Origin of the sequence: Paenibacillus sp. OK003 (assembly GCF_900109515.1) — a bacterium.
Classification (GTDB): domain Bacteria; phylum Bacillota; class Bacilli; order Paenibacillales; family Paenibacillaceae; genus Paenibacillus; species Paenibacillus marchantiae.
In genome coordinates this window covers 1-11,814 of sequence record NZ_FOBD01000023.1, presented here as the reverse complement: position 1 = coordinate 11,814, position 11,814 = coordinate 1, and the positions used below count along the sequence as shown (strand labels likewise).

The 11,814-nt window shown below is 48.6% G+C and carries 9 protein-coding genes and 16 tRNA genes; 3 read left to right on the top strand and 22 right to left on the bottom strand.

Translation table 11 applies throughout. The annotated features are described in order from the left end of the window. Positions 1–15 precede the first annotated feature (15 nt). Entirely contained in the window at positions 16–570 is a 555-nt protein-coding gene (locus BMW94_RS26495) for a GerMN domain-containing protein (protein ID WP_091001734.1), read from the top strand. Between the two features lie 170 nt (positions 571–740). Here BMW94_RS26495 and BMW94_RS30785 read toward each other — a convergent pair whose 3' ends face one another. The 4 genes from BMW94_RS30785 to BMW94_RS26475 form a co-directional block, all read right to left on the bottom strand. Beyond that, entirely contained in the window at positions 741–2,309 is a 1,569-nt protein-coding gene (locus BMW94_RS30785; protein ID WP_254790380.1) for an MBL fold metallo-hydrolase, read from the bottom strand. Then, entirely contained in the window at positions 2,306–3,991 is a 1,686-nt protein-coding gene (locus tag BMW94_RS26485; protein WP_091001733.1) for an ABC transporter permease, read from the bottom strand. Before BMW94_RS26485 ends, BMW94_RS30785 begins: the two co-directional genes overlap by 4 nt. A 90-nt stretch (positions 3,992–4,081) precedes the next feature. Next, on the bottom strand, positions 4,082–5,158 hold the full coding sequence (locus BMW94_RS26480) for an ABC transporter substrate-binding protein (RefSeq protein ID WP_091001732.1): 1,077 nt from the start codon (positions 5,156–5,158) through the stop codon (positions 4,082–4,084). A gap of 77 nt (positions 5,159–5,235) precedes the next feature. Next, positions 5,236–6,252 carry an ABC transporter ATP-binding protein gene (locus BMW94_RS26475; protein WP_091001776.1) on the bottom strand — a complete coding sequence of 339 codons (1,017 nt, stop codon included), beginning with the start codon at positions 6,250–6,252 and terminating at the stop codon, positions 5,236–5,238. Positions 6,253–6,613: 361 nt separating this feature from the next. Here BMW94_RS26475 and BMW94_RS26465 point away from each other — a divergent pair, with 361 nt between their 5' ends. Next, positions 6,614–7,522, top strand: a complete 909-nt coding sequence (locus BMW94_RS26465; RefSeq protein ID WP_091001775.1) for a LysR family transcriptional regulator — start codon at positions 6,614–6,616, stop codon at positions 7,520–7,522. A gap of 144 nt (positions 7,523–7,666) precedes the next feature. Continuing rightward, the gene (locus BMW94_RS26460) at positions 7,667–8,527 is read left to right on the top strand and encodes a CYTH domain-containing protein (protein ID WP_091001730.1); all 861 of its coding nucleotides are present in this window, start codon (positions 7,667–7,669) and stop codon (positions 8,525–8,527) included. A gap of 255 nt (positions 8,528–8,782) precedes the next feature. Here the strand turns inward: BMW94_RS26460 and BMW94_RS26455 are convergent, their stop codons facing one another. The 18 genes from BMW94_RS26455 to BMW94_RS26370 all read right to left on the bottom strand — a co-directional run bounded on the left by BMW94_RS26455 (position 8,783) and on the right by BMW94_RS26370 (position 11,814). Further along, positions 8,783–9,388, bottom strand: coding sequence for a short chain dehydrogenase (locus BMW94_RS26455; protein WP_091001729.1), 606 nt, complete (start codon positions 9,386–9,388; stop codon positions 8,783–8,785). An 86-nt stretch (positions 9,389–9,474) separates the two neighbouring features. Further along, the gene (locus tag BMW94_RS26450) at positions 9,475–10,113 is read right to left on the bottom strand and encodes a pentapeptide repeat-containing protein (RefSeq protein WP_091001728.1); all 639 of its coding nucleotides are present in this window, start codon (positions 10,111–10,113) and stop codon (positions 9,475–9,477) included. Between the two features lie 87 nt (positions 10,114–10,200). Continuing rightward, a tRNA-Gly gene (locus BMW94_RS26445) sits at positions 10,201–10,271 on the bottom strand. Positions 10,272–10,280: 9 nt separating this feature from the next. Next, positions 10,281–10,354: transfer RNA gene (locus tag BMW94_RS26440), tRNA-Pro, on the bottom strand. 16 nt (positions 10,355–10,370) lie between these two features. Then, a tRNA-Arg gene (locus tag BMW94_RS26435) sits at positions 10,371–10,447 on the bottom strand. A 6-nt stretch (positions 10,448–10,453) separates the two neighbouring features. Continuing rightward, a tRNA-Gly gene (locus tag BMW94_RS26430) sits at positions 10,454–10,528 on the bottom strand. 8 nt (positions 10,529–10,536) lie between these two features. Beyond that, a tRNA-Leu gene (locus BMW94_RS26425) sits at positions 10,537–10,623 on the bottom strand. A gap of 9 nt (positions 10,624–10,632) precedes the next feature. Continuing rightward, a tRNA-Lys gene (locus tag BMW94_RS26420) sits at positions 10,633–10,708 on the bottom strand. Between the two features lie 15 nt (positions 10,709–10,723). Next, positions 10,724–10,798 (bottom strand) — tRNA-Gln (locus tag BMW94_RS26415). A gap of 11 nt (positions 10,799–10,809) precedes the next feature. Further along, positions 10,810–10,885: transfer RNA gene (locus BMW94_RS26410), tRNA-His, on the bottom strand. Between the two features lie 97 nt (positions 10,886–10,982). Further along, positions 10,983–11,058 (bottom strand) — tRNA-Thr (locus BMW94_RS26405). 28 nt (positions 11,059–11,086) lie between these two features. After that, positions 11,087–11,164, bottom strand: a tRNA-Asp gene (locus tag BMW94_RS26400). Between the two features lie 27 nt (positions 11,165–11,191). Continuing rightward, positions 11,192–11,265, bottom strand: a tRNA-Met gene (locus BMW94_RS26395). Between the two features lie 20 nt (positions 11,266–11,285). After that, positions 11,286–11,361: transfer RNA gene (locus BMW94_RS26390), tRNA-Val, on the bottom strand. A gap of 123 nt (positions 11,362–11,484) precedes the next feature. Beyond that, positions 11,485–11,556, bottom strand: a tRNA-Glu gene (locus tag BMW94_RS26385). Between the two features lie 4 nt (positions 11,557–11,560). After that, a tRNA-Asn gene (locus BMW94_RS26380) sits at positions 11,561–11,636 on the bottom strand. 1 nt (position 11,637) lies between these two features. Next, positions 11,638–11,713: transfer RNA gene (locus tag BMW94_RS26375), tRNA-Ala, on the bottom strand. A 24-nt stretch (positions 11,714–11,737) separates the two neighbouring features. Further along, positions 11,738–11,814: transfer RNA gene (locus tag BMW94_RS26370), tRNA-Ile, on the bottom strand.

The window sequence follows — 11,814 nt, the reverse complement described above, 5'->3', positions numbered from 1 at the left end:
GGAGGATGTGATCCATTGAAAACGAAATTGGGATGTGCACTCGTCTTATGCTTCTTAATGATAGTTGGCATTGGTTGTGCTCAGAAGCCAGTCAGTGAATCCGGATCGGCCGAACCTGCTGTTCAGGGGGGACAGTCACCAAACCCATCCGAAACAAAGGTGGATCTGGGCACAATGAACACACAAGCGGTTGAAGTGTATTTCGCAGACGCCCAGGTACTGGAACTTGAGAAAAAAGAGCAGGAAATTGAATACAAAGACGATTCCGAGAAATACAAAAAAACATTTGAAGCTTTACAAAACAATACCGATTCGGAGCTCGTATCCCTCTGGGAAAAAGTCGAATTGCTCTCCCTACAGTACGGTGAGGGCAAAGTCACTTTGGATGTTCATATTCCGGATGAGGCCAAATTGGGAACCAGTGGCGAGCTGCTTGCATTGGATGCACTGACCCAGACAATGTTTCAATATGATGAAGTCGAAAGTATTGATATATTGGTAGACGGTGAAGCCGTGGATAGCTTGATGGGCCACTCAGAGCTGGAGCATCCTATTCAGCGCGAGCCCTAATCTAATTTTAAAAGACACCGGATGATTTCCAGATGATTCTCCCCTTGAATCATCTCCCATGCATGATGAGAAGCATAACTTCTCATCATGCTTTTTTTTATTAAAAATCCACATTCAAAAAGACGTCCCCAGGGACGTCCTACAAAGATCCAATCTTTATCCAATTCAACTTACAGATACAGCTCATCTCCAGGAGATAGCGAATGCAAAATCCCTTTCCCCGAAGCCGATTTTTCTCTGAGCAAGCCTTCTCTCAGTTTATCCGTCTCTGCCCGTTCCGCATGCACAAGTACCGTATGCCTCGCAGGAATCTGATGCAGCATTCTCTCGACATCCTTCCATCCCTGATGCACCTTATAACGAATTTTCCGTACCTCGCACGCTCCGTGTTTCGCAGGATTCTGCAACAGCCTGTAAGCATAGGTCCCAGCAGAGACATGCCCCGTGAGCAGTACCAGATTATGTTCATCGTCCGCAAACTGGCTATAGTACCAGCGAGCAAGAGAGGACTGCATCATTCCGTCCGGAATGAACCACAAAGAGGCAGCATGTTGATGCAGTAGCCGCTCTCGCTCTTCCTTTGTCACAGGCATCTTCCATCCATGACCCCTCAGAAAACGCCCAATCGCTTCCTTCACAGAACCCACTACCTGTTCTTCGGCGCCCTCTTCCTTTAGCCAATATGGCGCACGCAAAAGCTGCTTCAGACCGTCCACCAGCCCTTGTTCCACTACAATTGGAACGTCCGGGAACTGCTGCTGTGCCCACAGCATGATTTCCTGACCCCGACCCACTGAGGGCATAGGCATTAGCACCTTTCCACCCCGAACAATCGTCTCCTGAATGGCCTGTTCCAGCTGTTCCAGCTTGTTGGCCTGCGTATCGCGATCTGTTCCATAGGCAGCATCCATAATCACCAAATCGAGCAGGCCGGATGAAGATGCTTGGTTCATTTCGACTCCCTTGGATACGGCATAGGAATCCCCTTGCTCCACAGTTCTCCCTGCTGATACATGGGATCGTAATACCCCTTCGGATGCAGCAAAGGGGAGAGTCTGCGATGCGGATGGCTCTCCTGCCAAGACATGCCCATCATTCACGGCAGTTCGTATATCCGTTTTCCAACGTTGAATAACCGGAGTATCGAATCCACGCCTGCTACGTGGTACCCTTGTCTGCCAGAATACATCCGCTGGACAATCCTCCTGCAAAAGCATGGATTCGGAGGTATAATCACCGGAATAAAATATCCGCTTATCCTCCATTTCCAGCCCGAACCATACCGATCCTGCAAGGTGTCCACTGCGCCCCCACACCACCGAAACGCCAGGGACCATTTCAAACCAGGTTCCACCTTCGGCTTCGTCCTCCAGAAATCGGTAGCGAATCAATTGTTCATCACCTTCTTCGTATGGGAGGGTGTGTCCTGCCCTCTCCATATTTCTTCGCCAAGCTCTGAAGTAGGTATCCGATTGCTCTCTGGTTTCCCGCGTCGTCCATACTTCACCCTGATATCCCATCCTATAGAGCAACGGAATAGCAACAGAATGATCCTCATGGGCGTGAGACAGCAGAACCACATCAAGCTCTTTAACGATTTCCGGTTCAATCAATGGATACTCGCCGGCTCCTTCTTTTTTCACGCCACAATCCAGCAAAAGTTGAACCCTGCTCCCTCTAAGGAGATAGGCAGAGCGCCCGTGTTCCCCGGCGCCGCCCCATACCTTCAGTTTGATCATGATGCATTCCACTTTCTCTTCGAATTCAGAACTTCAATGCCGAGCAACATCAGTACCGTCATAACGACAGTAACCACGGCCATCGCCATTCCCAATGAAACCTGACCTTGTTCAAATTGAGCAAAAATATACGTAGCCGATGTCTGCATCGATGGAGGCAAAATCAACAGTGATCCCACCAGCTCCCGGGTGGCAATGGTGAATGTCATCATCCACCCGGCCAACATGCCGGGAATGATCAGTGGTAGAAGAATGCGCCGCAGAATATACAACGGTCTTCCGCCAAAGACCTGACCCGCCTGGAACAACGTTCCGTCGATCTGGGTGAAGCTTGATTTGACATACTGCACCGTGTACGGCAGGAAGAGCACCACATACGTCAGAACAACCATTCCGTACGAGTTGTACAGGGTGAACGGCATCCATGGTGAATTCCAGAACAGGATGAGACCCACCACCATGACAATGCCAGGCACCGTATTCGGCAGCAGACTGAACAGGTCAATGACACGCTGCATAAAGGAAGACGATTTACCAATCGTCAGTGCAAAACCTGTACCGATAATAACCGCAACCGTCGAAGCTACCAGTGAAAGCCCCAGACTGTTCCCGATTGCTTTCATACTGACCGATCCCCAGGACAGCAATTCCCGGTAATGATCCAGCGTCAGATTGTCGAAGGACAATCCCGCGCCGCGCAGCTTCATGGTCGAAGCAGCAATAATGGAGAAATACGGAATGCCCACCGACAGAATCAGCAGCAACGCGAGATACAACCCACACAACCAACCCGCTCCGCCGCGTAGGGAGTATCGTTTGGATCGCTGCCCTTTGCCCCCTACCAGACGGTACGTGAACTTCCGACTCATGGCAGACTGCATGTACCACATCACCAGACAGACCGACAGCAGCACCGATGCAAGCGAGGTTGCCTTGCCAAAATCAATCGGCCAACTGGAGATATACTTGTGAATCTCAGATGTCATGACATAATAACCGATACGGCGCCCGAAGGTGGCCGGTGTTCCGAATTCCGCAATCGTTTTGACAAAGACGAGCATGATCCCCATGCCATAGGAAGACAACAGCAGTGGCAAAATAATGCGTCTGAATCGATATCCCGCACGTCCCCCGTGCACCGCTCCCGCTTCTTCTAGGTTGCCTCCAATGCGAATGATGGCATCCCGAAGCAATAGATATAGGAAAGGGAACAGATGCAGGCTCATAATGAGCACCATGCCCCAGAAGCTGAAGAACAACTCACTCCAGCTCGCAGCGGAGGGCACCCATTGCTGCAGGTATCCCCCTTTTTGCATAAACAGAATCCATCCCATGGAGCCGATATACGGCGGGGTCATGAACGGAATCATCAGGATTACGTCCACCCAGCGATGATGACCCATGCGGGTCTTCGCCATCATCCACGCCAGTGGCAATGCCAGCAGCGTTGTTACAGCTACCACGCAGATCCCCAGCCAGACGGAATTCAGCAGCACCCCGGATAAATGCTGCCCGGTAATGGTCCGAATCGGAGCCATCCAATCCCACTGCCCGTCTGGATACACACTTTCCCAGAAAATCAGCAAGAGCGGTACACCAATGCTTATCGTCAGCAGAAAGAGGGCCAGAAACACGCCCACTCTCCGAAAAATACGGTTGTTGTCTATTACACCAGGTTTCACTACGATTTCACCTCACATGACTTCCACAAAACAATCGTCTCTTCACTCTAGTTGCTCTAGTTACTCAATCGTTAGGTCATAACACTATGCTTATTTAAAAGTCTCGGAGAAACGTGCCGCTGTCTCATCTCCGTGTTCACTCATCCAGTTCCAATCCACTTTAAGCTGCGGGATATCTTTCAGATTTGCCCGGTTAGTCGCCTCGATGTCTTCACGACCCGGAATCAGGTAAGCATCTGCAACGAGCTTTTGTGCCTCATCAGACAACAGGTAGTCGATAAACGCCTTGGCATTCTCCACATTCTGACTCGATTTCAGAATCGCTGCCGGTCTTGGACTGATTACAGTCCCTTCCTCTGGATATACGATGTCCAGCGGTTCACCTTTGGCTTTGGAGGAATACGCCATGTAGTCCACACCTGCTGCTACGATGCTCTTCGCTCCAGTAATAACCGGGTCAAGTGCTTCCTGATTCGCTCCTGCCATCGCAACACCATTCGCTTTGTAGCTTTCCAGCAAGTCCCAGCCCTTATCTCCATTCACACTCAGGTATCCCGTAATGAAGTCCAGTGCAGAACCGGACAGTGTAGGATCAGGAATGTTCACAACATCTTTCCAGGCGGGTGTTGCCAGCTCAGCCCAACTGGTAGGTGGCGTGGACACCAGCTTCGTATTGTAGACAATTCCAAGTGCCGAAGCACTGGAGCTAAAATAGTTGCCGTCGGCATCTGACCAGTCCTTGTTCAGCTTGTCTGCATTCTCCGCATCAGGATATGGGAGTGTCAGACCATCTGCTTTCAGTGCTTGTGCTGAAGGCAGGGAGGCTAGAATAACCACGTCCGCTACCGGATTGGATTTCTCAGCTTCCATGCGAGCCAGAATTTTGCCTGTCGTACCCTGGAACATCTCCACTTCAATGCCCGTCTTGGCTGTAAATCCGCTGATGATATTATCCGCCAGCTTCTGAGGTCCTGCACTGTACAATACCAGCTTACCGCCGGCTGGTTTTGTTGTTTCCGCCGATGCAGTAGCCGCACTGCCTTCCCCAGCAGCTTGACCCGCATTCCCGGTAGTTGAATTACCTGTGCTGCATCCGAACAAACTGATGCTCATTACCGCTGATAATAACAGCATTGCGCTTCTTTTCCGTGTTTTCATACCCAACATTTTCATTCCATCTCCCTTGGTTTCTGATTATATTTGTATTCACATTTCTGCAAACTCACGCTGTATGCTCATCATGATCAGTTGGCTGCTGCGATGAACTCTCTCGGCTTCACAATCGGAGTGTCTTGTCCATTCATTCTGCAGATCCGCTCCGGGGCTACATAGAGCTGAACCTTCTCCCCTACGCGTACTCTTCGATCAAGGTAGGCTGTCCATACACCCAGTCCCTCCATCTGCACCCGAATTTCATAACGCTCTCCTACATAACTGACGCTGAGCACTACCGCCTGATAACCCAGATCGTCATGACCTGTTTTGCTCCAGGAGACATGTTCCGGTCTCACCATGGACTGATTAGGCGTAAGCCAGTTGGACTTTCCGATAAACGAAGCAACAAAGGGATCGCTTGGCGATGCGTAGATCGTTTCCGGGGTTCCCTTTTGCAGTATCCGCCCCTTCTCCATCACCACAATCTCATCGGACATCGACATCGCCTCAACCTGATCATGGGTGACGTACAACGCTGTAAGTCCCATATCCCGTACCAATGACATCATCTCAATTCGCATCTCTTCTCGCAGCACGGCATCCAGTGCACTTAGTGGCTCATCGAACAGGATAATCCCCGGTCTTACTGCTACCGCTCTGGCAAAAGCAACCCGTTGCTGCTGTCCTCCCGACAGCTGATGAGGATAACGATCCTCCATGCCTTGCAGGCGAACCATGCTTAGTGCTTCGGTCACCTTCTGGCGCAGATCCAATTTTTGCTTTCCGGCTTTCAAGCCGAACGCCACATTTTCGTATACAGTCATATGCGGCCATAATGCAAAATCCTGAAACACCATGCCCAGATTACGCTTATGTGTCGGTACATCTATTCGCTTCGTCGCCGAGTAGAAACTCTTGCCATCCGCGACGATTTCTCCCGCATCCGGTTGCTCCAGCCCCGCCAGCATGCGCAGCAACGTCGTTTTACCACAGCCGGATGGGCCGAGCAGCGTCGTAAACTGTCCATGCTGAAGTGTTAAATCCGTGGGCAGCAGCGCGGGAGTACGATTGAATGATTTTTGAATTCCCCTAATTTCCATTTTCATAAGCATCCCTGCCTGTCTTCTTGTACTGTTCTCAGTCTAACGTCCGCTTTCGCGAGTTGTATGTTAGAAATGTAAAATTGGAATTAACTTTTTAGATGAATTCTGTTGATCTTCATAGATTAAATCTATATAAGGTGATTAAAATGAATTTTTCATTTTGCTACTCCGATTACAGCACCATCTTCCGATCGCTGTTATCCCCAGATTTCCTTGATTCCCTTTACAAAGGGAGAAATCAGGGGATAAAGGCGAACGCTCCGCTTCTTCAGATTGGTCCTGTACTCTCCGTCTTTATGAAAAAAAGCATTAATTCATCTTATATTATGGAGGCCCTGTATAAGTGAGAGGAGTGTTGGATTCGTTGAACCTGATTAAACTTCAAATTGTTGAACTCATTGATAAGCATCATCATATGACAAGCGTGGCCGAGCTTCTCGGCATCAAGCAGCCTACTGTTACCTTTCATATGAAGTCTCTGGAGGAAGAGATGGGGGTGCGATTATTCGAATCGCGTAGTGGAAAGACATTTCTCACCGAGGCTGGACAAGCCCTTTTACACTATTCCGTCAAAATCAATGCCCTGACCCAGGAGGCGCGCAGAGTAGTACAGGAATATGACAGCCTCTATCGGGGCACCCTGCACATTGGAGCGAGCTATGTACCAGCCACGTATCTGCTGCCACCTATTTTGAATGCATTTTCTCAGGAATTCCCCGGTATTCGAATTATGTTATCGGTCAAACCTTCACCCGTTATTCGCGAAATGTTGATCCGTCACCAGATTGATCTGGGTGTGATCTCTTCCGAGCCGTTTGTAGGGCCGGTGCTGCAAGCAGAGACGTTGTGTGAAGACGATCTGGTATTAATCTGCTCTCCACAGCATGCCTTGGCTCAGAGGGATGTGCTGAAACCTGAGCATATGTCACAGGTTCCTTTTGCACTGCATGGGGATGAATCCAGCACTCGACGTTTAACGAACCAATGGCTGGAGCAACATGATATACGTCTGCGAAGCACCGTTGAGATGGACTCTCTGGAAGCGATCAAACAGTTGGTTCTACTCGGCGGTCATATCTCGTTCATGTCACGAATGGCCGTACAGTGGGAAGAGCAGCACGGACTGATCAAGGTCCTACCCATTCCAGGTGAGCAGGCTCCGCGGCATATTTACACCGTCCACAACAAGGATCGTCATCCTTCCGTCCAGGTCAACCGCTTCAAGGAAGTACTGCGGGACATGAGCCACAGCCTCTCTCTTTTTAATTCATGATCCCGCAATCCCATATAAATTATCGCTTGGCATTCATCAAATCTATGCAGGGTTAACGCAACGAGTCCTTCTATTTAATCGCTTTCATATACTCGGACGATAAAGTGGGTCTGTACGTTAATCCAGCCTAGGGAGTGATTGGTTTTGAAAAAATGGAAAAAGGTAACCGCCTCATTCATGCTGAGCATCGTGACATTGGGAAGTGGACTGACGTTTCTGGAAGCACCGCAGGCTTCTGCAGCAGCCAACGCCGTTCCTGCTTATGAAGTGAAGTTCCTGGCTAAGCCGGAGCTGGTTTTGAACACAGATGGGACACCACGCAGTGAAGTCATTCAGACACTTGGCTTGAACGCCACAGCAAGAAACATTAGCGCAGAGTATTTCGACACTAACGCACTCAATCTGAATCAAGCAGGATGGGATGTCCGTTTTCGGAAGAAGGATGACAAGAACAATTATGAACTGACTTATAAAAAGCGCTATCCTGTCATCAATGGTGATGTTAATGCGGCGTTGACTCTGGCTAACCAAGAGGGATTTAATGCGTCAGATGATAACTACGAGGCTGAAATTGACTGGGGATATGGCAAACAAACATTGAGCTTCTCCAACACGAAAAAGGTGGATACCAACGCTACAGGCGTACAACTTCCATCACAGCAGGAAGCCTTGAGCATGTTATTGGACAAGCTGCCTGGCAAATTAAAAAACTGGTCCTCCTCCAACTGGGGTAAACAACAACTCACGGCATCCCGTGCCTACGGCCCGGTAACGTTCCAACGTTATGAAGGCACATGGAATGGACAGGAACTCACCCTTGAAGTATGGCCAATTCGCAACGCAGCAGGCACAGGTGTAGAGAATATCGTTGAGATCTCTTTCAAAACAGCAGATTCTACAGCTGTTTCTGGACTGCGTACTCAACTGATGCAAGTGCTGGAAAACAAAAACTGGCTCATTCCTGCCGATGGCCTGAAAACTCAGCTTATCTTGGAAAGATACTAATTGGTTGTGGCTATCCATACGTATGAGTCTAAGTATGGTATCTAGCGGTTTATGGGACAACGGGGAAAATGGGCATATCTTTGTTATTAATGAAACGAAACGGAACATGCCCGTTACCCTTCATTGACCGTATCACTTAATACAACGATAAGCTTGATTTATCTGCCCATTCAAGCCTACATCCCTTTTCATCCAAAACAAAAGGAGATCAACAGGAACTTTCTGTCGATCTCCTTTATTTAATATTCCTTACAGTTAGTATATTTTAAAGGTTTGGGCTGTTTCGATCCCAAGGGCACTCTGGATAAACGTATTGGTGACCCGCTCCACCGGCACCGGATTAAATCCGATAAACACACCCTTATATTTCTCTGCGGATTCAACAAACAGGTTAGGACTAACCGAATTCAGACGTATACCTCGCGGTAACTCATACGCTGCTGCTTTGGCAAACGAATCGATTGCACCGTTAACCATAGCACTGGACGCGCCCTTCAGAATAGGATGGTCCTGTATAATGCCACTGACCAGCGTAAAACTTCCCTTATCGTTGATGTAATGCTGTCCAATCAAGACGATGTTCACTTGACCAAGTAATTTCCCCTGCACACTAATCATGTTGTTCTCAGGGGTCAGCTCCTCCAACTTCGCATAATGGGTCTGGCCTGCTGCAACAATGACATAATCAATATTAGTCACCGTTTCAAAGAGGGTTGTAATACTCTCTGTCGAGGTCATATCCACCTGGTAGTCCCCGGATTGCCTGCCGGCTGTAATGACCTCAACGGAATATTCCTGAAGCTTCGCAACAACAGCTTTGCCTAATGTTCCATTTCCTCCAATAACGAGAGCCCTTTTCATAATACGCCTCCTTTTTTAAGTGAAAGCATGATATTGTACATTCATTGATCTCTTCAATTAAACAAAGATCACTCGCATAATCAAACCTACTTCACAATTAAGCCCAATAACCCAACAAAAGAGGCGGCCTGAGCATCTGAGATGATACACCCGTCCAGATCCTCAATATCTACATTTAACCTTTCAAAGCTACAGTCACTAAGGTCCACTCCCTTAAGCTTTACACCCGACAAAAGAGCTTGGTCTATATTGCATTCAGAAAACTCCAGTTTTTGGGCTGTAGCTTGAAAGAAATCGCCACTCACCAGAGAACATTCTGTGTACTTCACCTGTTTAAACTTGGAGAATCGAAATAAAGAAAGGTCAGCTACACAGCCCTGAAAGCTTACATTTTGGAGCCTGCTATTTGAAAAATTGGTACCAAGCAATTTACAGTTTCTAAATTCTATCCGGTGGAGGAAAGAACCGTTAAAGTCCATATTGGATAAATCACATTTATCAAAAATCACATCAGTAAGTTCAACTTCCGGTAGAGAGGACTGGCTAAAGATCACGTTCTCAAAGACCACTTTATCGAATGAAACCCTGCTGGCGCTCTGATTCTCAATAGAGATATTGGTAAATCGTCCATGTTTGATTTCTTCTTTACTCTCCCATGCTTCTAAATTTAACGATAAGTCTTCGAGTTCCAGGGGAATCTTTGGCGTTTCTATTTTATTTTTCATAAGTCCTCCCACTATTTTCTTATTTAAGATTACTATATCAAAAAGAGCCCTTGCAATAAGCAAGAGCTCTCTTTGATGTTACCATGAAGCGGGTGATGGGAATCGAACCCACGCTATTAGCTTGGAAGGCTAAAGTTCTACCATTGAACTACACCCGCATATAAAAATCGGGATGACACGATTTGAACATGCGACCCCCTGGTCCCAAACCAGGTGCTCTACCAAGCTGAGCTACATCCCGATACTTATGAAAATAATGGCGCGCCCTGAGAGATTCGAACTCCCGGCCTTTTGATTCGTAGTCAAACGCTCTATCCAGCTGAGCTAAGGGCGCAAATATTGGAGCGGAAGACGGGAATCGAACCCGCGACCCTCGCCTTGGCAAGGCGATGCTCTACCGCTGAGCCACTTCCGCAAAATAGTTGGTGCGGTCGAGAGGACTCGAACCTCCACGGGGGTTAGCCCACACGGACCTGAACCGTGCGCGTCTGCCAATTCCGCCACGACCGCAAAATATAATGGTGAGTCATGAAGGGCTCGAACCTTCGACACCCTGATTAAAAGTCAGGTGCTCTACCAACTGAGCTAATGACTCAAATTAAAACTAAAATGGCTGGGGATATAGGATTTGAACCTATGCATGACGGAGTCAAAGTCCGTTGCCTTACCGCTTGGCTAATCCCCATTAAGAAAACATGGGGCGATCGAGGGGAATTGAACCCCCGAATGCCGGATCCACAAACCGGTGCGTTAACCACTTCGCCACGATCGCCATAAGCTATCCCTTACATTCGCTGAGAGTATCTCAGTATTCCCATCTGAAACTACAATATACATTCTATTATAAATTCAGAGGTAAATGCAATAAATGGTGCCGGCGAGAGGACTTGAACCCCCAACCTACTGATTACAAGTCAGTTGCTCTACCAGTTGAGCTACACCGGCACGGTGTAAAATGTTGCTTGAGTAAAAATGGCGGAACCGACGGGATTCGAACCCGCGATCTCCTGCGTGACAGGCAGGCATGTTAGGCCAACTACACCACGGTTCCAGATCACTTTCTTGAAAGAAAGGTTAATTGCGGGGGCAGGATTTGAACCTGCGGCCTTCGGGTTATGAGCCCGACGAGCTACCGGGCTGCTCCACCCCGCGTCGTTATTCAGAAATCTATATGGTGGAGGCTGAGGGGATCGAACCCCCGACCCTCTGCTTGTAAGGCAGATGCTCTCCCAGCTGAGCTAAGCCTCCATATATATGACCCGTAGGGGATACTCTCACTTCGTTCGAGACTGCGAAGCCATTGCTAACGAAGTTTATCCTCCGACGAACCTTTGGGATTCTCATCCCATTTTAAGCTAATAAACATAGCTATGACCCGTAGGGGATTCGAACCCCTGTTACCTCCGTGAAAGGGAGGTGTCTTAACCCCTTGACCAACGGGCCTTAATGGCTCCCCGAACAGGACTCGAACCTGTGACAACTCGATTAACAGTCGAGTGCTCTACCAACTGAGCTATCAGGGAATGGTGGAGCCAAGCGGGATCGAACCGCTGACCTCCTGCTTGCAAGGCAGGCGCTCTCCCAGCTGAGCTATGGCCCCATACACTGTGGTTTAAAACTTATATGGTGGGCCCTGGTGGACTCGAACCACCGGCCTCACCCTTATCAGAGGTGCGCTCTAACCAACTGAGCTAAGGGCCC

Bases quoted from the DNA above. Each gene is read 5' to 3' on its own strand.
- BMW94_RS30785 (WP_254790380.1), bottom strand. From the start codon at position 2,309: ATGATCAAACTGAAGGTATGGGGCGGCGCCGGGGAACACGGGCGCTCT.
- BMW94_RS26475 (WP_091001776.1), bottom strand. From the start codon at position 6,252: ATGAAAATGGAAATTAGGGGAATTCAAAAATCATTCAATCGTACTCCC.
- BMW94_RS26480 (WP_091001732.1), bottom strand. From the start codon at position 5,158: ATGTTGGGTATGAAAACACGGAAAAGAAGCGCAATGCTGTTATTATCA.
- BMW94_RS26455 (WP_091001729.1), bottom strand. From the start codon at position 9,388: ATGAAAAGGGCTCTCGTTATTGGAGGAAATGGAACATTAGGCAAAGCT.
- BMW94_RS26450 (WP_091001728.1), bottom strand. From the start codon at position 10,113: ATGAAAAATAAAATAGAAACGCCAAAGATTCCCCTGGAACTCGAAGAC.